Below are 21,760 nucleotides of genomic sequence, written 5' to 3'. Positions count from 1 at the left end.
GGGGGGGGGGGGGGGGGCCCGGGAAGACACGAAACACCACACACAAAAAAAAACAAAAAAAAACAACCACATCAAACCACACACCCAGCTCGCCCCCACCCCACCCCACACAAACCCCCCACCCCCCCCCCCCCCCCACCCCACGCCCAAACAAAAACCCCCCGCGACATCCGACCCCCCCCCGGGCGGGGGCGCCCCCCGCCCCCCCCCCCCGGCACGCGGACGGTAGTGCAGCCCCCGGCGCCCGGCAAGCGGATACTACGCCGGCAGGATGGATCAGCTATCGTTCCGCCCCTGACATCACCACCACATTCCAATGAGCCACTGGGTCACGCAAACACAGCAACTGGACGCCCTCGCGCAAGGTCTGGATCAGGCCCCGATCGCGCTGGATACCGAATTCATCCGCGAACGCACCTACTACCCGAAACTGGCACTGGTGCAGCTGCGCCCCGCCACCGGCGAGGAATGCCTGATCGACCCGCTGGCACTGCCGCAGGCCGGCGAGCTGACGCCGGTGCTGCAGGGCGGCACGCTGAAGATCATGCACAGCCCGGGCGAAGACCTTCAGGCCTTCCAGCACGGCTGGAACGTCCGCGTCGGGCCGATTTTCGATACCCAGCAGGCCGCCGCGCTGGCCGGCCACGGTGCTGGCAAGGGCTACCAGGCACTGGTGGCGGACCTGCTCGGCATCCAACTGGAAAAGGGTGAAACCCGCTCGGACTGGCTGCGTCGCCCGCTGTCCGATTCGCAGTCCCACTACGCGGCCGAAGACGTGCGCCACCTGCATGCGCTGCACGAGATACTGGACCAGCGCCTGCGCGAACTTGACCGCCTCGACTGGCTGACCGAAGACTGCGCGCGGCTGGTCGCCCACGCCGACGAAGACGGCATGGACCCGCACCCGCACCTGTCCTCGCGCAGCGCCCAGCGCATGGACCCGGAAGCCCAGGCACGCCTGCGCCGCCTGCTGCTGTGGCGCGACGCCACCGCGCGTCAGCTGGACCGCCCGCGCAGCTGGATCCTGGACAACGAACTGGTCGTGCTGCTGGCCCAGCAGGCCATGACGCAATCGCGTTTCCACGCCCTGCTCGACCAACATCCGCGCGCCCCGCGCCGGTTGCGCGACCAGATCTGGGAAGAAGTCTCGCGCCCGCTGGACGCCAGTGAACAATCGATTCCGCTGGCCGCAACCCCAGACCCGACCCTGCGCAACACGCTGAAGGCGATGCAGGCCGTGGTCGCGCAGCAGGCCCAGGCGCTGGATCTTCCCGAAGGCGTACTCTGTGCCCGCCGCCACCTGGAAACCCTGCTCACCAGCAGGCAATGGCCAACCGCGCTCGACGGCTGGCGCACCACGATCCTGCAGAAACCGCTGATGCAACTGCTGCCCTGACGCCGCGTGCCACGCCTGCACCTGATGTAGAATCGCGCCCCTGCCGACATCGGCACACGGCCACGGCCCCGTAGCTCAGCTGGATAGAGCGTCCCCCTCCTAAGGGGAAGGTCACACGTTCGAATCGTGTCGGGGTCGCCATAAAATCAATCACTTACAGAAATGTAAAACGCATAGCCGTGTAACTCGGAGACGCTAAGGGGATAGTCGAACCTGTCTCGGCACCGCGCGCCGACTCATGCCGATACCAACTCCACCCGTAGCTTGCGCCCCAACGCCTACGCGGCGCGAGTCAGGGTTTCCAGTGTCAACCCGGTGTCGTCGGCGCTCAACAGCCGGTCGAGGTTGGCCCGGCTGGTGTGCATCCGTTCGGGCAATGCCTTCTTGGTCAGCTTCTCGGCCTTCATGGCTTCGGCAATCTGCCAGGCGATGACACGCTTCACTGCAGTGGTGGTGACTTCTTCGAGGATGTCTTCTTCGGCAAGGAAGTCCTCGAAACTGGAACCCGGCGGCGAGTGTTCGTGCTCATTTCTTCATCCTCTCGTTGTAGTCCTTGAGTCGAGCCAGTGCGGTATCCGTCTCGTTCTTCGGGGTTTGCTGCGACTTCTTCACGAAGCCATGCACCAGCAGCATCACCCGGCCTTCGCCGGTCACGGTGAACCGGGCACACCCGCGACAGCACGCGACGCGATATTCCGCGCCGGCGCCGACGGCCGCAACACCCTACTCCGCTGCTGCGTCCTCGACGCTGGCACCGAATGCACGCGCCAGATCGCGGTAAGCCTCGCGCTGCGCTTCGCTGGAGGGTTTCGGGGTCTGGATTTCCAGCACAACGAACTGGTCTCCGGCTGGCGTGCCCGGCATGCCGCGGCCGCGCAGGCGTAGACGGCGCCCGCCATCGGAACCGGCCGGCACGTTCAGATTGACGTTGCCGCCGAGCGTGGGCACTTCGATCTTGCCGCCGAACACCGCCAGCCACGGCGGAATCTGCCGGCGCACGATGACATCACGACCTTCAAGCTCATACAGCGGATGGCGGCGGTAGCCGATCTCCAACAGAAGATCGCGGCCATTGCCGCCCTGCCCTTTCAGGCGAATGCTCTGGCCCGGCGCGATGCCGGCCGGAATCTTCACCTCCAGGGTGCGGCCGTTGACGTCGATGCGCTGCCGGCTGCCGGCATAGGCCGCTTCAAGATCGATGTCCAGATGCGCACGCACATCGGCCGGCGTACGCGCACGTCCGGGTCCAGCGCTGCGGCCACGGCCGAACAGCGACTCGAAGAAGTCGCTGAAACCGCTGTCGCCGAACCCCTCGAAGCCGCCGCCACCCTGCCCCTGGCCGGCCCAGGGCGGTGGCTGAAATTCGTCGCCGGGACGATAGCCGCTGGCGCGCAGGTGATCGTATTCAGCGCGCCGGGCGGCATCGCCCAACACTTCGTAGGCCTCGTTGGCGGCCTTGAACTTGTCCTCGGCGTCGGCCTCCTTGCTGACATCCGGATGGTATTTGCGCGCCAGTCGGCGGAAGGCGGCCTTGATCGCCTTCTCGTCGGCATCCGGCGCGACACCGAGTACCTGGTAGTAATCCTTGAATTGCATGCCTCACCTGTCGCCCGCCACAGTCGGGCATCGGGGTTGCGATGATAGTGCAGCGTCGACGGTATGCCGCGCCGCCATTCCATGTTCTCCATACGGCAGCGGCCCGCGAGGAACACCTGCGCGGGCCGCCGGGTCATGACCGCAGCGCGATGACCGCGCCCAGAGTCGGACTTACTTCACCTGGATGCGGCGCGGCGTGGTCTCCGGGCGCTTGGGAATGCTGACCTCCAGCACGCCGTTGCGGCCACTGGCGGTGATGCCTTCCGGGTTGGCGCTGTCGGGCAGCGAGAAGCGCCGGTAGAACACGCCCTGGGCACGCTCCACGCGCGAGAAGCTCTCGCCTTCCTCGCGGTTCACGGTGTTGCGCTCGCCCTTGATGGTGAGGATGCCCTTGTCCATCTGCACCTCGATATCGGCCGGCTCCACGCCGGGAATATCGGCCAGGATCAGGAAGCGCTCGGTCTCCTCCTTGATGTCCACGCGAGGCGTCCACTGGCTAGTGACGACGTTGCTCTGGTCCGCGTCGGATTCATGCAGCACGCGGTCGAAGAACTGCTTGACCTCGGCCGGCCATCCGAACTGGCTGGAAAAACGGCTAACGGGATGCTGATTGCTCATTTCGAAGTCTCCTTGATTCGGGTCCTTGAGGGGTGCGGCGTTGCCGCCTGCCTGCTATGTGGACGTGGCGGCGGCGCATATCAAGCGCAGTGCGGCGCAGCAGTGGCGCGAACGGCCCCGCGTTCAGCTTTTTCTCAGGTTCAGGCACGAGCCGGCACGTCATCGGGCGCGCGGCGTTAGGATGGCCTTCCCTGCCACGGAGCATTGTCATGATCTCGACCGGCGACACCCTTCCCGACGTCACCCTGGACACCCCGCGCGACGGCAAGCCCGAACCGCTCAAGACCGGTGAATTCTTCAGCGGCAAGCGCGTGCTGCTGACCGCCGTACCCGGCGCCTTCACCCCGACCTGCAGCGTGCAACACCTGCCCGGCTACATCGAACGCATCGAAGAATTCCGCAAGCGCAGCATCACCGTGGCCTTCGTCTCGGTCAACGATGCCTTCGTGATGGACGCCTGGGGCAAATCGCAAAACGCCCCGGACGACATCGTGCTGCTGGCCGACGGCAATGCCGAACTGACCCGCGCCCTCGGCCTGCAAATGGACGCCAGCGCCTACGGCATGGGCCTGCGCTCGCAGCGCTACGCGCTCTATGCCGACAACGGCGTGGTCAAGCATCTATGGGTGGAAGCCCCGGGCGAATTCCGTGTTTCGGCCGCGGATGCGGTGCTGGCGGCGCTGCCGGCATAACGCCCAGCGCCCACGGGATCCGGTCGGCGATGTCTCAGTCCTGACTGCCGACCGGAATTTCCCCCAGCCGCCGCAGCGTATCCTGCACATCCGCAGGCTCGATCGGCGCCTCCCAGTCCTCCATCAGCACCGCGTACAACAGGGTTTCGAATTCCTTTCCGAAACGGGCGGTGACGATGTCCGGGTCCGGCACCGACTTTGCGTCGGCGATCAGGCCGAAGTGCACGCGGCCGTTGTAGCTGAGGATCGACAGGCCCAGGCCGATGCTGCCGGTCTGCGGCACCCAGAACATGAATTCGGAAATCCGCGCGCCAGCCAGATACAGCGGCACCTGCGGGCCGGGCACGTTGGTCGCCACGGTCGAGGCCTTGCGGCTGAACATGTCCAGCGCCATGCGCTGCACCGGGGTGGGCGTCATGCCCAATGCTGCGAGCGCGCCGAAGGTCATGATCGCCTGGCGCGATGACTTGATCCGGTTCATGTCCTGCGCCACGCGCCGCACCCGCGCCACCGGATTCGGCTCGCCCACCGGCAGTTCCAGGAACACCAGGCCGAAGTGGTTGCCGAGTTTCTTCGCGTGTTCCAGCGGGCGCAGGTTGACCGGCACCGTGGCGCGGATCGTCAGGCCATCGACGCATTCACCACGTTCGATCAGGTAATGCCGCAAGGCGCCAGCGGCACAGGCCAGCAGCACGTCGTTGACGGTGCAATCCAGCGCGCGGCCGACCGCCTTGACCTCGGCCAGATCGACCGGGTCGGCCCAGGCGCAGCGCTTGCGCACACCCAGCTTGGCTTTCAATGCAGTGGGCGGATCGTCGCTGAGCGCCAGCGCGGCGCCCAGTTCGCGCGCCACTTCGCCGCCTTCACGCGCCAGCACCGCGGCCAGCGTCGGATCGCGATACAGCGCCCTGCTGCCGTCGAGCATCTTGCCGCCCAGCTTCACCGCGCGATCCACCTGGCGTTTGCCCGGATAGACGAAGCGCTGGGTGATGCGCTGGCCGTCCTGCTTGAGCCAGGCTTCCGGCAAGGCGTCACGTGCGCGCGGCTGGGCCGACACGTCGGTCAGCGACAGCAGCACCTGGATCAGCGCGATGCCGTCGGCATAGCAGTGGTGCACGCGGGCGATCAGCGCGCTGCCGCCGTTATGGTTTTCGACCAGATGGAACTGCCACAGCGGCTTGGAATGATCCAGCGCAGTCGAGGCCAGCTGGCTGACCAGGCGTTGCAGTTCCGGCTTGCCGGCCTCGCCCGGCAGTGCGGTCAGGCGCACATGCCATTCCAGATCGAAGTCCGGATCGTGCTCCCAGTAACAGGCGCCACCCAGATCCACGGCTTTCTGCCGGAAACGCTCGAAGGCGAGGAAGCGCTCGGCCACCAGTTCGCGCAGCTGGGCGATGTCCAGGTGCTGCTCGAACATCAGCACGCCGGTGATCATCATCAGGCTGGTGGGCTTTTCCATCCGCAACCATGCGGTGTCCACCTTGGACATCGGCTCGCGCCTTGCTGTGCCGCTCCCGCTCATCGTTTCCCCGTCTCCCCGGCAGGTGTCAGGCGATGGTGCCCGCGGCCCGGCGGAGCGTCAACGCGCCGCCGGTCAGGATCCGCTTCACAGCATCGGCTCCCAGCTGGCATGGATCAGCTGCCAGCCATCCGCGCCATCACGCCAGGCACTGGTGACACTCCACGGCCGCGCGCTGTCGGGCAGCAGGCCGCCGCTGCCACCGGTCAACACGGCGGAAAACTTCACCGTGGCGCGCTCGCCGTGCAGGCTGATGTCCAGCGGACCGAGTGTTGCGCCGATCGAGGCGTTGCGCAGCATCTGCACGCGCAGCAGGTTGCGGATGCCTTCGCGATCCATGCCGTTGTCGCTGCCGAAATCCTCGGCGATGCCGGCCACAAAATCGGCCGACTTGCGCGCTTCCAAGGCCTGCTGCATGTCCGCGATGCGTTCGCGCAGGCGCTGTTCCGGTGGACTGCGGCTGCAACCTGCCAGCAACGCCAGCATCAGCAAAACCATGCCGGACAGGTGAAAAACTCCAACGCGCCCGTGTCGTTGCCCGCTTCTGTACATCACCTTGCCCTGCCGCTTTGGCCTATGGTCCAATCGCTCAAAGTACCGCGAACGGCAGGCATTGGCACGGTTCGCACCACGTATTTCAACAGGGGGAGCACCCATGAGCGTCGAACGGCCTTGGCTGGCGAACTATCCGAAAAACGTCCCCGCCGAGATCGATCTCGACGAATTCGCGTCGATTCCGGACATCCTCGACATCACCTGCCAGAACTTCCGCGACAAGGTCGCGTTCGAGAACATGGGCAAGAAGCTCAGCTACGCCCAGATCGACGAGCTCAGCCGCCGTTTCGGTGCCTATCTGGTACACGAACTGAAGCTCAAGAAGGGCGATCGCGTGGCGATCATGCTGCCCAACGTGCTGCAGTATCCGATCGCGATCTTCGGCGCGCTGCGTGCCGGCCTGACCGTGGTCAACACCAACCCGATGTACACCGCGCGCGAACTCCGGCATCAGCTGGTGGATTCGGGCGCGCTGGCCATCGTGGTGCTGGACAACTTCGCCGCCACCCTGTCCGAAGTGCTGGCCGATACCGCCGTGCGCCAGGTCATCACCACTGGCGTCGGCGATCTGCTCGGTTTCCCGAAGGGGCCGATCGTCAATTTCGTGCTCAAGCATGTGAAGAAGGCGATCCCGGATTACCACATCCCCGGCGCCATCCGTTTCAACGATGCACTGGCGCGCGGCAACGGCAAGACCCTGCCGCCGGTGGCGCTGAACCATCGGGACATCGCCTTCCTGCAATACACCGGCGGCACCACCGGCGTGGCCAAGGGCGCGATGCTGACCCACGGCAACCTGGTCGCGAACATGCAGCAGGCATCAGCCTGGCTGGGCAGCAACGTTAAGCCGGGCCAGGAGCACATCATCACCGCGTTGCCGCTGTATCACATCTTCGCGTTGACGGCGAACTGTCTGGTGTTCATGAAGTTCGGCGGGGTCAACCACCTGATCACCAACCCGCGCGACATGCCCGGCTTCGTCAAATCGATGTCGAAGATCCCGTTCACCGCGATCACCGGCGTCAACACGCTGTTCAACGGCCTGCTCAACACACCCGGCTTCAAGGATCTGGATTTCTCCCGCCTGCACCTGTCTTTGGGCGGCGGCATGGCGGTGCAACGCGCCGTGGCCGACCGCTGGAAACAGGTCACCGGCGTGACTCTGGTGGAAGCCTACGGCCTGACCGAAACCTCGCCGGCAGCCTGCATCAACCCGATCACGCTGGCCGACTACAACGGCTCGATCGGCCTGCCGATTTCCTCCACCGAATGCTGTGTCATGGACGAGGACGGCAACCAGCTGCCGGTCGGCGAAGTCGGCGAACTGTGCGTGCGCGGCCCGCAGGTGATGGCCGGCTACTGGCAGCGCCCGGAGGAAACCGCCAAGGTGCTGACGCCCGACGGCTGGCTGCACACCGGCGACATGGCGAAGATGGATGAAAACGGCTTCTTCTACATCGTTGACCGCAAGAAGGACATGATCCTGGTGTCCGGCTTCAACGTGTACCCGAACGAGATCGAAGACGTTGTCGCCCAGCTGCCCGGCGTGCTGGAAGTGGCCGCTGTCGGCGTGCCGGACGACAAATCCGGCGAAGTGGTCAAGCTGGTCGTGGTGCGCAAGGATCCGGCACTGACCGCCGACGACATCAAGAACTTCTGCCGCGCTGAACTGACCGGCTACAAGCAGCCGCGCATCATCGAATTCCGCGAGGAACTGCCCAAATCCAATGTCGGCAAGATCCTGCGGCGTGAGTTGCGTGACAGCGCGCCCGCGGACACGTCCGCCGCGCACTGACCGTATCGCCGCCCGCGCGCATCACCGCGTGGGCGGCACGCCGCTTTCCAACTTCAACGCCTCGGCCAGCGAAAACACCCACGGCCGCATCGCCACCGCCACACCGACGCTGCGCTTGCGTTCGGACGGCAACGTCGCATCCAACTCTGCCAATTCGGCCACCTCGTGCGCCACCCGCTCCAGCTTGCGGCGAATCACCTGGATCGACGCTTCGGAAAGCTCGCGCACTTCGAAACGCAGCAGCGCACGCTCGCCGCTGAAACGATCCAGCAAAAATTCCCGCAACGCCTGCGCGCCGTAGCGCCGCCGCACCGGGCCATTGCTGCGCCAGAAAAAATCACGTGCGATGCGCAGGCGCACGCGGTCTCGTGGCAACAGCTCGATCAGTCCGAGCCGATCCAACCGCGCCAGCAGCAAGGTGCGCTCGGTGCCCTGCAGGGCGTATTCGCGCCCGATGTCGGCCAGCGACCAGCCCGCCATCAGCAGGTGGAACAGCAGCAGCAGGCGCGGGTCGCCCGCCAGCGCCCGCTCCTGCGCCACACTCAACTGGCGGATCGCCTCGGCGCGGTTCTGCGCGCTGCGTCCAAGCTCGGCCAGATCGGTGCCGATGGCCTCGCACACCGCCAACACCTGTTGCAGGGTGAAGCGCCCGCGCGAGAACAGGCGCTTGATGCTGGCTTCGGAAAGTTGCAGGCGCTGCGCGAGCTGGGCGTAGGTGATGCCCTCGCGTCGGAGCCCGCGTTTCATCGCATCAATCAACGGCCACGGGTTGCCACCCAGTGTCGAATCGTCCATCCAGTCGCTCTCTGCATTCCCTGAAGTATTGCCATACGCTACTTTTTTCATGGCATTGCATCAAGCCACCAATACCGGTTTTCTCGGCGCACCCCACCGATGGAGCGCCCATGAACCTGCCTGCCTTCCTGCCCGTTGCGCACGCCTGCGAGCGCAACGACGTGCATAGCCGCCTCAATCCCACCCGCCACGCCCGCGTGCTGCAACCGGCCGATGCCGGCGGCGTGGTCGCCTGCCTCGATGCTGCGCAGCGCCAGCGCCGCCACATCGCCATTGCCGGTGCGCAGCACGCCATGGGCGGCCAGCAATTCGCGCAGGGCGAATGGTTGCTCGATACATGCAGGATGACCGGCGTACTGGATTTCGATGCCGGACGCGGCCTGATCCGCGTCGCCGCCGGTACACGCTGGCCGTACCTCAAGCAGTTTCTCGACAAGCAATCTCCCGATGCGGCGGGCAGCCGCTGGGCGATTCGGCAGAAACAGACCGGCGCGGACGATTTCAGTCTCGGTGGTGCGCTGGCCGCCAACATCCACGGGCGCGGCCTCGACCGCCCACCGTTTGTCAACGACATCGAACGCTTCACCCTGGTCGATCCACAAGGCCGCATCCACGACATCGACCGCCACAGCGATCCGGAACGCTTCGCACTCGCCATCGGTGGCTACGGCCTGTTCGGTGTGGTGTCCGACCTGACGCTGAGGCTGGAACCACGCCGCGTGCTGCAACGCCGCGTGTGCCTTTTGCGCCGCGCGGAACTGGCCGCCGCATTCTCACAGGCGCGCAACGATGGTGCGCGCTTCGGCGATTTCCAGTTCGCCATCGACCCGCGCAGCCCGGACTACCTCGATCTGGGCGTGTTCGCCTGCTACCTGCCCTTGAGTCGGGACACCGCACCGCCCGCCGCGCTGCATCTGGAAACCTCCGACTGGCAAGATTTGCTGCATCTGGCGCACACCGACAAGAGCGAAGCCTTCCGCCGCTACAGCCAGTTCTATCTTTCCAGTGACGGCCAGCACTACGGCAGCGACGACCACCAGTTCGGCGTGTACCTGGATGGCTACCACGAGTACATCGACCGCTGCCTCGGGCATGTCGGATCGGAACTGATAACCGAGCTATACGTGCCGCTGACCGCGCTGGACGCGATGCTCACCACGCTCGCCGAGGACTGCCGCCGACACGACGTGGACGTGATCTACGGCACCGTTCGCCTGATCCGGCAGGATCGCGAAACCGTGCTGGCGTGGGCACGGCAGGACTGGGCCTGCATCGTGCTGAACCTGCACGTGCGCCACGACGCCGACGGTCAGCGCCGCGCACGCGAAGACATGCAGCGACTGATCGACCACGCGCTCTCGTTCGGCGGCAGCTTTTATCTCACCTATCACCGCCACGCCCGCGCCGACCAATTGCGCGCCGCCTATCCACGCATCGACGCCTTCCTCGCTGCCAAGCAGGTGCACGACCCCGATGGCCTGCTGGTCAGCGACTGGTATCGGCATCTGGCGGGAACGCTGGCATGATCGACGGACGCCCCAGCGCGACCGCCCTGCTGGTCGCGCTTTCAGTCGCGCGCGAAGGCACACGCCACGGTTTGCCGCCCGATTCCAGAGTGCTGGCCGATACGGCGCTCGCTGCGGCGGGCGGCTTCTGGCGTCTATCCGGCTGGCTCGCACGCCACGCTGCAGGACGAGCGTTGCTGCATGCCCTCGAATCCGTGGCATTGCCCGGCCTGGCCGCACATCACTGCCAGCGCAAGGCATGGCTGTGGCAGCACCTTCTGACACTGCCGCACGACCATCGGACCATCTGGCTGGGCGTGGGTTTTGATGCGCTCGCCCTCGCCTTGCAAACGCACCGCCCGGACATTGCCTGCGTGGAAACCGATCACTCCGACACGCTCGCGCTGCGTCGTCGGCTGATCGACGCGCCGCATCGCAACACCGAAGCACTACACCTGCCCGGCGATGCCGAACGCCTGCTGCGTCTCTGCCGGTCCGCCCCGGCCACGCTGATCGCCGAAGGCCTGCTGATGTACCTGCCGCCGCGCCCACTGTTACGCCTGCTCCGGCATCTTTCCGAATTACCGTCGCCACCGCGCCTGTTGTTCTCGGCCCTGCAACCGTCCAAGTGCAATGGTCGCGGCTTCGCAAAACCGCAGCCACTGCGCGACAGCTGGCTGCTGCGCCACGGCGAACCGTTCCGCTGGCGTTTGCCGCCCGAACGCCTGTCGCGCCTGCTGCAACGCAGCGGCTACGTGGTCGACGCGGCATGGGATGGTGCGGGTTTTGGCGAATACCTGATCGCCGCAAGCCATCGCTCACTTCTTGCCGCAAGTGGCGTCGTGGTCGGGTGGAATGGACAACAGCCGGATGAAGTCGCCATCCCGATAGGCCGCCGCACGGCGAGCCTGAGTGATACGCAAGCTGTAAAGCGCCGCAACACCTGCTGGTGACTTGACGGTGACGATCTTCTCCCAGCGCAAGCGCTTGTCGCGGTACACCTGCTGCCAGGCAAGTTGGCGCAACTTGCCCAACGTATCCAGCGCGGCATGGCGCTCGGTCTTCTGCAGGCCGAACAGATCGCGCCGGAAGACCGGGTTGTTGAGATCCAGACGAACGGCGACTTCGGCGTCGCTCACGGCACTTCATCGCGCAGGCGCTGCAACACCTTGTCGGCCTGCATGTCGCTGGCCGGATGAGCACCCGCCCAGTTCAGCGCATCCTCCAACGCCGCAGCCGCCTGCGGAGCGTGCAGCCAGCGCTCGTTGCCGGGAATCGCCGTGGCAGTAGGCACCAGCCATACCCCAGGCTCTTGCTCTTCCAGCAATACCTGGCGTCCCGCGTATTGTGTGCCCAGTGAAATTTTCCCGTTCGCGCCCACGAGCTTCACGACAGGAGGAGAGGCAGTTGCAGGCGAGTGGGGTTTTCAGCGGCCGCCATCAGCCCGGGAAGCACACAGCGACTGATTCCGGCCAACACCTACGTCACGCCACTGCCTCAGCCCGGCCCACCCGCTTCCGGTCGCATGTACGGAAACAGCAGCACGTCGCGGATCGAGTCGCTGCCGGTCAGCAGCATCACGAGGCGGTCGATGCCGATGCCGAGGCCGCCGGTCGGTGCCATGCCGTATTCCAGCGCGCGGATGTAGTCGGCGTCGAAATGCATGGCTTCGTCGTCGCCACCCTCCATGGCTTCGACCTGGGCGCGGAAGCGTGCAGCCTGGTCTTCGGCGTCGTTGAGCTCGGAGAAACCGTTGGCGATTTCCTTGCCGTTGATAAACAGCTCGAAGCGGTCGGTGTAGCCCGGTTCGGTATCCGAAGCCCGCGCCAACGGCGAGACTTCCACCGGGTGCTGGGTGATGAAGGTCGGCTGGATCAGGGTGTGTTCGACCGTGGCCTCGAAGATTTCCAGCAGCAGGCGGCCCCAGCCCCAGGACGGTTTGAACTTGATCTTCAGACGCTCGCAATGGCGCGCCAGCGCGTCGCGGTCGGTGCAGTCGGCAACGCTGATTTCAGGGTTGTGGTGGCGCACCGCCTCGTCCATGCGCCAACGGCGGAAGGCCGGACCGAGGTCGATCTGCACGCCTTCCCATTCCACCTGCGTGGTGCCGAGCACTTCCTGCGCGGTGTCACGGATCAGGCCTTCGGTCAGGTCCATGATCTCGTTGTAGGTGGCATAGGCCTCGTACAGTTCGAGCATCGTGAACTCGGGGTTGTGCCGGGTAGACACACCCTCGTTGCGGAAGTTGCGGTTGATCTCGTAGACCCGTTCCAGCCCGCCGACCACCAGACGCTTCAGATACAGCTCAGGCGCCACGCGCAGGTACAGATCGATATCCAGCGCGTTGTGGTGGGTGACGAAAGGCCGGGCGGTGGCGCCGCCGGGGATGATCTGCATCATCGGCGTTTCCACTTCGAGGAAGCGGCGTGCATCCAGCCAGTTGCGGATCGCACGCACGATGCGGCTGCGGGTAATGAACACCGCGCGCGCCTCGGGCGTGACGATCAGGTCGACATAGCGCTGGCGGTAACGCTGTTCGACATCGGCCAGCCCATGCCACTTGTCCGGCAACGGGCGCAGGCTCTTGGTCAGCAGCCTCAATTGCTGCGCCTTGACCGACAACTCGCCGGTGCGGGTACGGGTCAGGCTGCCGGAAACCGCGATGATGTCGCCCACATCCCAGCCCTTGAACGCGTCGTAGGTCTCGCCCAGGGCGTTGGCCTGCAGGAACACCTGGATGCGGCCGGATTCGTCCTGGATCTGCGCGAAGCTGGCCTTGCCCATGACGCGCTTGGCCATCAGCCGGCCGGCGAGTTTGACCTCACGCTCCAGCCCTTCCAGCGCCGGCGCATCCCAGCGTTCGGCATCGGCGAATTCGTCCTGCAGATCCCCGGCGAAGTGTTCGCGGCGGAAATCGTTGGGGAAGGCAATGCCCTGGCCCCGGATCGCGCGCAACTTCTCGCGGCGTTCGGCGATCAGCTTGTTCTCGTCGGCGGACGGGGGCGTGGCGGTCTGGTTGGTCATGGTTTGAGAGCTGGGATTAGGCAGTCGGGATTGGGGATTCGGCTTAAAAGCTGGGATTCGGGAGTCGGAATTGGGGATTCGGGAAAGCGAGGGGTGCGCAAGATTTCGGCTTTTACCATTCCCGAATCCCCACTCCCCAATCCCTGCTTCTCTCACGCATCAATACGTTTGGCGCCGGCATCCAGCCCGGCCTTGAGCGCGGCTTCGACGAACTCGTCCAGATCGCCGTCGAGCACCTTCTGCGTGTCGGTACGTTCGATGCCGGTGCGCAGGTCCTTGATGCGGCTCTGGTCGAGCACGTAATTGCGGATCTGGCTGCCCCAGCCGATGTCGGACTTGCCGGCTTCCACCGCATCGCGCTCGGCGTTGCGTTTCTGAAGTTCCAGTTCGTACAGGCGCGCTTTCAGCATCTTCATCGCACGGTCGCGGTTGGCGTGCTGGCTGCGCTCAGTCTGGCAGGCTGCGACCACGCCGGTCGGCACGTGGGTGATGCGCACCGCCGATTCGGTCTTGTTGACGTGCTGGCCACCGGCGCCGGAGGAGCGGTAGACGTCGGTCTTCAGATCGGCCGGGTTGATCTCGATTTCGATGTCGTCATCCACTTCCGGCGACACGAACACCGAGGTGAAGCTGGTGTGGCGGCGGTTGTCCGAATCGAACGGGCTCTTGCGCACCAGACGATGCACGCCGGTTTCGGTCTTCAGCCAGCCGTAGGCGTAGTCGCCCTCTACCCGCAGCGTGGCGGACTTGATGCCGGCCACTTCGCCGCCAGTGGCTTCCAGCAGCTCGGTCTTCCAACCACGGTCTTCGCACCAGTGCAGGTACATGCGCAGCAGGATTTCGGCCCAGTCCTGGGCTTCGGTACCGCCGGCGCCGGCCTGGATGTCGACGAAGGCGGCGGCGTTGTCCATCTTGCCGCTGAACATGCGCGCGAATTCCAGCTGCGCCAGTTCCGTTTCGTAGCGCTGCACGTCATCGGCGACGGCCTGCGCGGTATCGTCATCGTCTTCGGATTCAGCCAGTTCCAGCAGTTCGGTGGCCTCGATCAGCCCTTCCCCGATGCGTTGCAGTCCGCCGACGACCTTGTCCAGGCTGGCGCGTTCTCGGCCCAGCGCCTGGGCCTGTTCGGGCACATTCCAGATGTCCGGATTTTCCAGCTCGCGGGTGACTTCTTCCAGGCGTTCGACCTTGTGGTCGAAGTCAAAGATACCTCCTGAGCGCATCCAGGCGCTCGGTGAGGTCTTCGATCTGGAAGCGGATGGGGTTGAGCTCGATCATGGTGATGCTGCATTGCGGAAACGGACAGGAATCTTAACCCGGAAGTCACCGGACGGTAAGAAACCTCCGTCTCATGCCGCGCGCTGGCAGTTGTCGTCGGCAGGTGCCGGGCAAGGCCTGTGCGCCGTGTCTCAGCGCGGCCCGTACAGCAGGATCGCGGCCAGCACCAGCGCAATCGCGGTGGCGGCCACCAGCAGCCACCAGGCGTGGAAGCGGGATTCGGGCCGGGTTGGCGACTGCGAGGCTGACGCGGTCGCCGTATCGGCGATTTCCGCTTCCGCCCGCGCAGGCGGCGGCACGGCCTGGGTGATCGGACGCTGCCGTGGCCGGAAGCTGCCGACCCCGCGTGGCGGCAGACCCGGCGCCTCCACGACAAAGCGATGCTGGTCCACGGTGATCTGGTCGCCCGGGTGCAGGATCGTGTTTTCCACCGGCATGCCGTTGACCTTCAGCACATTGCCCGGCGCCTCGGCGCGCAGCACGATGCGGTCGCGGTGCAGTTCGAAGCGCGAATGTTGCGCGGCGATGCCTGGCGCTTCGATCCGGATGGGAACCCCGGCACCACTGCCCAGCAGCACGTCGTCGACCAGCGGAAAAGTACGGCCGTGATAGAGCCCGGAGATGCCACGCAGCACCGCCCGTGTCGCGGCCACGCGTTCGGCGGTGTCGGCCTTGGCCGCATGCTCGGCATTGTTGCGTAGTGGCGGCAGTTGCTCGACGGAGAGCTCCTCGCCCAGTCCCAGGCAGATCGAAAACTGCACGCTGCCCAGGCTGACAATGTCGCCGGCGCGCAGCATCGCGCATTCACGCACCGGGCGCGCATTGACGTGCGCCATCGCGGCCCCCGGCTCCAGCTGCAACCACAAGCCGCGCTGTGGATCAACGATGATGCTGGCGTGATGCGGCAACCAGCCGGCACCGCCCAGCGGAATATCGCATTCACCGGAGGCGCCCAGCGTCAACGCGCCCGGACGCAGTGGAACTTCCCCGGATTCTGGATCGGCAAACACCAGACGCATTCGGCTTCCTCCCGCAAGTGAAGGAACTTTATCAGAGCCGGACCCGATACGATTCGGCACCGTACGCGCATGGGCGACCAGTCCGGGCTGGCATGAGCGATGCCAATCCGGACAGAATCGCAGCCTGAATCCGTGGCCGTTGCGCCACCCGACCCTTTCCAGGACGCCCGCCATGGCCAGCATCGACATCCAGCACCCCCACACCAAGAGCCGCAAGCAGGCCCGCAGCGCAGTGGAAAAAGTGGCCGAAAAGATCCAGCAGCGCTTCGATGTGGGCGTGGCCTGGCACGGCGATACGCTGGAATTCACCCGCAGCGGCGTCAACGGCGAGATCCGTGTGCTGGAAGAGGAAATCCATGTGCTGGTGAATCTGGGCTTCCTGCTGTCGGCACTGCGCGGGCCGATCGAAAGCGAGATCCAGCGTTATCTGGAACGCGAGTTCGCCTGAGCCGCGCGGCTTTTCCGCACCCGCCGGAACGGTTGCGGATCGGCCGCGAACAGGCGCCGTGACACCTCACCTTCGCGCCGCGCGATTTCCTGCATGAAGCCCTGCGCATCCTGCATCCCGGCGAAGGCGGCAAAGCCACGCTCCAGAAACGATTGCAGATCCAACAACCCGGCCGCGCGCGCCGGCAGCCGCGACATGCGCAGCACCCGCGCCAGCCACGGCTTGCGCACCGCCGCATCCAGCGCCATGCCAATGGTCGCGATCAGTGCGATCTGGCGGTGCCGCAGGCGCGGCAGGCCGGCCATGCGGTAGGCCTTGCCGTAGGTGGCCGCGTCCAGTTCGGCATCGGTCGGCAGCAGGGTTTCCAGCGCCTGCGCCACACGAAGATCGAAGGCATGCGACAGCACTGCCAACTCGATCGCATCGGCGACGGTATGCAGCAGTTCGTCCGGCAACAGCCGGCGCATCATCGGCATCACCTTCTCCACGCCGCGGTCGCGCGCGCTGACGTCGTGATCGCCGTACAGATCGGAAAGAAAGAAGTCCGTGGCCGCAGCCGTATCCGGCGCGGCCGAGAAATCGGCGAACGATTCGGTCAGCCGCGCCGCCTGCCAGCGCTGCAGCGGTAGCAACCAGGGCGAGAGATTGCGCGGCTCCAACTCCGGATCGCGCCAGCGCCGGTTGGCCTGAAGCAGGTGCAGCAGACGGCTTTCGACGCCGCGCTCACCACCACGCTGCTCGGCACCACGCTGGGATTTGGCACGGCGTGCCATCGTTGCTGCCTCCACGGATCGGTCGCAGTGCCGGACATGCTGCCAGAGCGGTATCGAGGATGTGCTCGGTGGTGGCTCGGTTAGAATCGGAACCTTCGTCCGATCCTGCAAGGTGCCGCATGCTGCTCCTGCAACCTGCCAGCCGTCAGCGCCCCAGCCAGTCCCGCATCGGCATTGCCATTGCCGGCGGCGGGCCGATCGGCGGCATGTACGAAATGGGCGTACTGCGTGCGCTGGATCAGGCCATCGACGGGCTCGACCTGACCGCGCTGGATGTCTATGTCGGAGTCAGTTCCGGCGCCTTCCTGGCCGCCAGTCTGGCCAACCGCATCGATACCGAACAGCTGTGCCGGATCTTCATCACCGGCGATGCCGACGATGTGCGCTTTGATCCGGACATCTTCGTGCGTCCGGCGCTGCGCGAATACGCCAAACGCCTGGGCGCCGCGCCCGGCCTGCTGTGGAAGTGGTGGCGTGACACCCTGCTGCACCCGCGCAGCTTCCATCTGGGCGATACGCTCGGCCGTTTCGGCGCGCTGGTGCCGACCGGGCTGTTCGACAACGAACAGATCGCGCGTTTCCTCAAAGACGCCTATTCGCGCCACGGCCGTACTGATGATTTCCGCGAGCTGAAGCGCCTGCTTTACATCGTCGCGGTGGATCTGGACAACGGCAACACCGTGCGCTTCGGCGGCCCAGGCTGGGATGACGTGCCGATCTCGCGCGCGATCCAGGCCAGTGCCGCGCTGCCGGCGCTGTATCCGCCGGTGGAAATCAACGGTCGCCAGTTCGTCGATGGTGCGCTGCGCCGCACGATGCATGCCTCGATGGCGTTCGATGCCGGCATCGACCTGTTCATCGGCCTGAATCCATTGGTGCCGGTTGACGCCAGCCGCGCCCGCGATCCGCGCGGTGGCCGCACCCCGCGCCTGTCCAGCGGCGGCCTGCCGATGGTGCTGTCGCAGACTTTCCGCACCCTGCTGCAATCGCGCATGCAGGTCGGCATGCAGCGCCATGCGCAGCAATACGACGACATCGACCAGATCGTGTTCGAGCCCAGCCCGCGCGATGGCGACATGTTCTTCACCAACGCCTTCAGCTACAGCGTGCGTGCCGATGTCTGCGATTTCGCCTACAACGCCACGCTCGCAGACCTGCGCCAGCGCCACGACGAACTGGCACCGCTGCTGGCACGCCACGGACTGAGCTTGCGGCGCGAGGTGCTGGACGATCCGGACCACAGCCTGGCGACCAGCCTGGCGGCCCCGCCGCGCCGCATCAACGACACCACCGCGCGTCTGGTGCGCGCGCTCGATGACGTCGAGGCGCTGCTGCGCGAACGCAAGGCCTGAACCGGGCTAGCGACCGGCAAATAGTTTGCGCATCACCGAACGCAGCGCCAGTGCGCGCAGCGGCTTGTACAGCAGTACCAGCCCGGCGGCCTCGACCGCCTCCTTGACCGCTTCGCTGCGGTCGGCGGTGATCAGGATCGCGGGCGCGGTACTGGCCAATGCACGCCAGGCATCCAGTCCGGTGCGGCCAGCGTCCAGGTGGTAATCCAGCAACAGCAGATCGACCGGTTGCCGGGCCAGCAGCGCCTTGGCTTCCTTGATGCTGGCGACCGCGTGCACCTGCCAGCCCCAGCCCCGCAGCAGTTCCTGCATCGCTTCGCGCACCACGGCCTCATTGTCCAGCACCAGGGCATGCCCCTGCGGCACATCGGAAACGGCGGTCTGCGGGGGGGATGTGATCACGGCCGCCGCCCGCCCCGCCAGCACCAGCGGCACGGCAACCGAGAACATGCTGCCGCGCCCCGGCCAGCTGCGCAGCTGCAGCGGGTGCCCGAGCAGGCGCGCAATGCGCTCGGCAATCGCCAACCCCAGGCCAAGGCCCTGGCCACGCGCATCGTCACCGCGCCGGAACTCGTCGAAGATGGCGCGCCGTTCGTGCTCGCTCACGCCCGGGCCGCTGTCCCACACCTCGACATGCAGCAGGCCACCGCGCCGCCGCACCCCCACCAGCACGCGGCCGCGTTCGGTGTAACGCACCGCGTTAGAAGTGAAGTTCATCAGGATCCGGCGCAGCTGCTGCGGATCACTACGCACCCAGACCGTGGTCGGCACATGGCGCAACGCGATGCCGCCTTCGGCCGCAACGACCTGGAACTCGGCGACCATCGGTTCGAGCACCTGTGCCAGCGGAAAGTCCTGGTGCTGGATCTGGAGTCTTCCGGCATCCAGCCGCGAGATGTCCAGCAAGCCGCCCAGCAGCGCCTCGGTCGAGCCCAGTGCGCCGCGCAGATTGCCCAGCAACGGCCGGTACTGCTCGTGCGTCATGCGTTCATCCAGCGCATGCGCGAACAGCTGCGCGGCGTGCAACGGTTGCAACAGATCGTGGCTGATCGCGGCAAGAAAACGGCTCTTGGCCTCGTTCGCGCGCTCGGCCAGCAGCCGGGCCAGATCCAGCTCACGGGTGCGTTCCTCGACCCGCAGTTCCAGGGTTTCGTTGGCCAGTTTCAGCTCAGCCTCGGCGTGGCGGAACGCGGTGACATCCGTGAACGTTGCGACGAAGCCGCCACCGGGCATCGGATTGCCACGGATCTCGACCACACTGCCGTCCGGAAAGCGCCGCTCGGACAGGTGCGGGGTTCCGGCACGCATATGCGCTACGCGGCGGCCGATGGCGTCCTCCAACTGCGCACCACTGCCGTTGCCGAACCCGCGCTGCAGGGCCCAGCGTGCCAGCGATTCGACCGGCTGCCCGACCTGCAGCAAGTCGGGCGGAAACCCGAACATCTCCGCGTAGCGGCGGTTCCACGCCACCAGTCGCTGCTCGCGATCCACCACGCTGATGCCCTGCGTCATGTTCTCCAGCGCCGCCTCGAGCAAACGCTGGTTGAAGCGCGATACCTGCGACGCTTCGCCCACGATGGTCGCGACGGTTTCCAGGTCCGGCCCGACATCGGTCCGGGCGGTGTCCAGCAGCAGCCGCGCCGAAGCCGCTCCCAGCACCGCCGCCAGCTCGCGCTCCACCTCGTATTGCAGCGCCGCGCCACTCAGCACGCCCTCGGGGGCGCCGGCGAACAACTGTTCGATCCGGGCCGGGCGCAGGAAGCGCAGCGCCAGATCCTTCAATGCCTCACGCGGGATCAGGCGGGTGCCATCGCGTCGCGGCGCCCGCCACCAGAGCCGATCCAGCAACCAGGTCAGCAGCGTCGCCAACACCAGGCTGGCCAGCACGGCCCGCAGCACCCGACTCCAGCCGCTCAGCCCGAGAAACGCGTCCGGCGCCAGGAAACCGATGCCGAACGGGCCTTCCAGCAGCCAGCCGGTATCGCGTGAAATCGCCGGCGCCAGCGTCGGCAACAGCAATACCCAGATCCACACCGCCACGCCCAGCAGCAAGCCGGCCAGCACCGCCATCGGCGAAGTGCGCGGCCGCCACATCGCGAAACCCAGCGCCGGCGCGATCGTGGAGAGCGCGGAAAACGATACCGCGCCGATATCCGCCAGCGCCTCGCTGCCGGCAATGGCACGACTGTAAACCCAGGCCAGGATCACCACCACGAGGATGCCCAAGCGCCGCTGCAGCAGCACCTCGCCGCGCCGGCTCGGCCCGCCGGGCTGGCCCCAGGCACCGCGTACCCGCAGCGGCGCCAGCCAGTGGTTGCCGATCATCAGGCTCAACGACAAGGTCGCCAGGATCACCATGCTGGTGGCCGCACTGAGGCCGCCGAGAAACGCCAGCAGCGCCAGCCCGCCACGCCCTTCGGACAACGGCAATGCCAGCACATAGAGATCCGAGGGCACGCCAAGCGGAGCCAGCTTTTCCAGCCCGACCCGCGCCAGCGGCAGCAGCGGCAGCGCGATCAGCACCATGTACAGCGGGAACATCCAGCGCGCGGTGAACACATGGCGCTCGTCGCGGCACTCCACCACGCCGACATGGAACTGGTGTGGCAGGGTGAACATCGCCAGCACCCCAAGCAGCACCAGCGCGGGAAATCCGCTGGCGCCATCGGGCGCCGGTTGCAGCTCGGCCGCGGGCCAGTTCGGGCCGAACACCACGAACAGGCCCAGGGTCAGCATCACCCCGAGCTTGAACAGCGACTCCACCGCCACCGCCAGCACCAGCCCGCGGTTGTGCTCGGCTGCCGAGGCGCTGCGGGTACCGAACAGCATCGCAAACAAGGCCATCGCCAGCGCCACGTAGAGCGCACTGTCGCCCCAGGCGGGCGGGGTCAGCTCGGCCGCGCGCGTCAGCAGGCCGTAGCTCATCGCCACCGCCTTCAGCTGCAACGCGATATAGGGAATCAGGCCGAGCAGCGCGACTGCGGTCACGGCGGCCGCCAACCAGGAGTTGCGCCCGAGGCGGGTCGCGATCAGATCAGCGATCGAGCTGCTGTGGTTCTCTCGAGCCAGACGGATCAGTTTGAGCAGCAGACCAATGCCGAACACATACAGCAGGATGGTACCGACGAAAGTCGGCGGCAACGGCCAGCCCGAGCGTGCGGCCTGGGTGACGGTGCCGTAGAAGGTCCACGAGGTGCAGTAGACCGCCAGCGACAGTGCGTAGACCGTGCCCCAGTGGCGGTCCAGCTTCCAGCCACGGCGCTCGCCCCACAGCGCCGCGCCGAACAGCAGGCCCAGCCATGCCAGGCTGGCGAGGACGACAACGGAATCGGTCAGCATGGCATCGCAGCAACGGGTGGCCGGAAAGAACGCGAGCCTACCCGGTCAGGCATCGC

General features: G+C 66.1%; 20 protein-coding genes and 1 tRNA gene. 8 read left to right on the top strand and 13 right to left on the bottom strand.

Annotation, left to right across the window (positions count from 1 at the left end; translation table 11 throughout):
* Window positions 1-316: 316 nt before the first annotated feature.
* Both WDB66_RS02260 and WDB66_RS02255 read left to right on the top strand, forming a co-directional pair.
* Window positions 317-1,396 (top strand): ribonuclease D, encoded by a 1,080-nt coding sequence (locus WDB66_RS02260; RefSeq protein WP_339396796.1) that lies wholly within the window; start codon window positions 317-319, stop codon window positions 1,394-1,396.
* Window positions 1,397-1,460: 64 nt separating this feature from the next.
* Window positions 1,461-1,537 (top strand) — tRNA-Arg (locus tag WDB66_RS02255).
* Between the two features lie 137 nt (window positions 1,538-1,674).
* Here WDB66_RS02255 and WDB66_RS02250 read toward each other — a convergent pair.
* From WDB66_RS02250 to WDB66_RS02235, 4 genes are all read right to left on the bottom strand, one after another.
* Window positions 1,675-1,839: a hypothetical protein gene (locus WDB66_RS02250; protein ID WP_339396795.1), complete on the bottom strand. Its 165-nt coding sequence runs from the start codon at window positions 1,837-1,839 to the stop codon at window positions 1,675-1,677.
* 82 nt (window positions 1,840-1,921) lie between these two features.
* Window positions 1,922-2,050, bottom strand: coding sequence for a type II toxin-antitoxin system RelE/ParE family toxin (locus WDB66_RS02245; protein WP_339396794.1), 129 nt, complete (start codon window positions 2,048-2,050; stop codon window positions 1,922-1,924).
* 69 nt (window positions 2,051-2,119) lie between these two features.
* Window positions 2,120-2,992 (bottom strand): DnaJ C-terminal domain-containing protein, encoded by an 873-nt coding sequence (locus WDB66_RS02240; RefSeq protein WP_339396793.1) that lies wholly within the window; start codon window positions 2,990-2,992, stop codon window positions 2,120-2,122.
* Window positions 2,993-3,163: 171 nt separating this feature from the next.
* On the bottom strand, window positions 3,164-3,610 hold the full coding sequence (locus WDB66_RS02235; RefSeq protein ID WP_339396792.1) for an Hsp20/alpha crystallin family protein: 447 nt from the start codon (window positions 3,608-3,610) through the stop codon (window positions 3,164-3,166).
* A 209-nt stretch (window positions 3,611-3,819) separates the two neighbouring features.
* Here WDB66_RS02235 and WDB66_RS02230 point away from each other — a divergent pair, with 209 nt between their 5' ends.
* Window positions 3,820-4,302, top strand: coding sequence for a peroxiredoxin (locus WDB66_RS02230; protein ID WP_339396791.1), 483 nt, complete (start codon window positions 3,820-3,822; stop codon window positions 4,300-4,302).
* 34 nt (window positions 4,303-4,336) lie between these two features.
* Here WDB66_RS02230 and WDB66_RS02225 read toward each other — a convergent pair whose 3' ends face one another.
* Both WDB66_RS02225 and WDB66_RS02220 read right to left on the bottom strand, forming a co-directional pair.
* Window positions 4,337-5,791, bottom strand: coding sequence for a WS/DGAT/MGAT family O-acyltransferase (locus WDB66_RS02225; RefSeq protein WP_339396790.1), 1,455 nt, complete (start codon window positions 5,789-5,791; stop codon window positions 4,337-4,339).
* Between the two features lie 117 nt (window positions 5,792-5,908).
* Window positions 5,909-6,307: a nuclear transport factor 2 family protein gene (locus WDB66_RS02220; RefSeq protein ID WP_339396789.1), complete on the bottom strand. Its 399-nt coding sequence runs from the start codon at window positions 6,305-6,307 to the stop codon at window positions 5,909-5,911.
* Between the two features lie 169 nt (window positions 6,308-6,476).
* Between WDB66_RS02220 and WDB66_RS02215 the strand changes: the two genes are divergently transcribed.
* Window positions 6,477-8,171: an AMP-binding protein gene (locus WDB66_RS02215; protein WP_339396788.1), complete on the top strand. Its 1,695-nt coding sequence runs from the start codon at window positions 6,477-6,479 to the stop codon at window positions 8,169-8,171.
* 21 nt (window positions 8,172-8,192) lie between these two features.
* Here the strand turns inward: WDB66_RS02215 and WDB66_RS02210 are convergent, their stop codons facing one another.
* Entirely contained in the window at window positions 8,193-8,966 is a 774-nt protein-coding gene (locus WDB66_RS02210; protein ID WP_339396787.1) for a DUF6471 domain-containing protein, read from the bottom strand.
* 110 nt (window positions 8,967-9,076) lie between these two features.
* Here WDB66_RS02210 and WDB66_RS02205 point away from each other — a divergent pair, with 110 nt between their 5' ends.
* A complete protein-coding gene (locus tag WDB66_RS02205) occupies window positions 9,077-10,492 on the top strand; it encodes an FAD-binding oxidoreductase (RefSeq protein ID WP_339396786.1) in 1,416 nt (471 codons plus the stop codon).
* Entirely contained in the window at window positions 10,489-11,424 is a 936-nt protein-coding gene (locus WDB66_RS02200) for a class I SAM-dependent methyltransferase (RefSeq protein WP_339396785.1), read from the top strand. Before WDB66_RS02205 ends, WDB66_RS02200 begins: the two co-directional genes overlap by 4 nt.
* A gap of 182 nt (window positions 11,425-11,606) precedes the next feature.
* On the opposite strand, the gene WDB66_RS02195 is transcribed toward WDB66_RS02200, so the two are convergent.
* The 4 genes from WDB66_RS02195 to WDB66_RS02180 all read right to left on the bottom strand — a co-directional run bounded on the left by WDB66_RS02195 (window position 11,607) and on the right by WDB66_RS02180 (window position 15,792).
* Complete coding sequence (locus WDB66_RS02195; RefSeq protein WP_339396784.1) at window positions 11,607-11,765, bottom strand: hypothetical protein; 159 nt, start codon at window positions 11,763-11,765, stop codon at window positions 11,607-11,609.
* 203 nt (window positions 11,766-11,968) lie between these two features.
* On the bottom strand, window positions 11,969-13,495 hold the full coding sequence (gene lysS, locus WDB66_RS02190) for a lysine--tRNA ligase (protein WP_339396783.1): 1,527 nt from the start codon (window positions 13,493-13,495) through the stop codon (window positions 11,969-11,971).
* Window positions 13,496-13,647: 152 nt separating this feature from the next.
* A complete protein-coding gene (gene prfB / locus WDB66_RS02185) occupies window positions 13,648-14,718 on the bottom strand; it encodes a peptide chain release factor 2 (RefSeq protein ID WP_339396782.1) in 1,071 nt (356 codons plus the stop codon).
* Between the two features lie 186 nt (window positions 14,719-14,904).
* Window positions 14,905-15,792 carry an FHA domain-containing protein gene (locus WDB66_RS02180; RefSeq protein ID WP_339396781.1) on the bottom strand — a complete coding sequence of 296 codons (888 nt, stop codon included), beginning with the start codon at window positions 15,790-15,792 and terminating at the stop codon, window positions 14,905-14,907.
* Window positions 15,793-15,964: 172 nt separating this feature from the next.
* On the opposite strand from WDB66_RS02180, the gene WDB66_RS02175 reads away from it, so the two are divergent.
* Window positions 15,965-16,240, top strand: a complete 276-nt coding sequence (locus WDB66_RS02175; RefSeq protein ID WP_339396780.1) for a polyhydroxyalkanoic acid system family protein — start codon at window positions 15,965-15,967, stop codon at window positions 16,238-16,240.
* On the opposite strand, the gene WDB66_RS02170 is transcribed toward WDB66_RS02175, so the two are convergent.
* On the bottom strand, window positions 16,216-17,013 hold the full coding sequence (locus WDB66_RS02170) for a DUF8198 family protein (RefSeq protein ID WP_339396779.1): 798 nt from the start codon (window positions 17,011-17,013) through the stop codon (window positions 16,216-16,218). The genes WDB66_RS02175 and WDB66_RS02170 overlap by 25 nt on opposite strands.
* Window positions 17,014-17,132: 119 nt before the next feature.
* On the opposite strand from WDB66_RS02170, the gene WDB66_RS02165 reads away from it, so the two are divergent.
* Window positions 17,133-18,365: a patatin-like phospholipase family protein gene (locus tag WDB66_RS02165; protein ID WP_339396778.1), complete on the top strand. Its 1,233-nt coding sequence runs from the start codon at window positions 17,133-17,135 to the stop codon at window positions 18,363-18,365.
* Between the two features lie 6 nt (window positions 18,366-18,371).
* On the opposite strand, the gene WDB66_RS02160 is transcribed toward WDB66_RS02165, so the two are convergent.
* Entirely contained in the window at window positions 18,372-21,704 is a 3,333-nt protein-coding gene (locus tag WDB66_RS02160) for a PAS-domain containing protein (protein ID WP_339396777.1), read from the bottom strand.
* Between the last annotated feature and the right edge of the window lie 56 nt (window positions 21,705-21,760).

Source organism: Denitratimonas organivorans, from assembly GCF_037478135.1.
Lineage (GTDB): Bacteria > Pseudomonadota > Gammaproteobacteria > Xanthomonadales > Xanthomonadaceae > Denitratimonas.
Note: the sequence above shows the minus strand (reverse complement) of the source record. Positions and strands in the feature narration are given on the sequence as shown.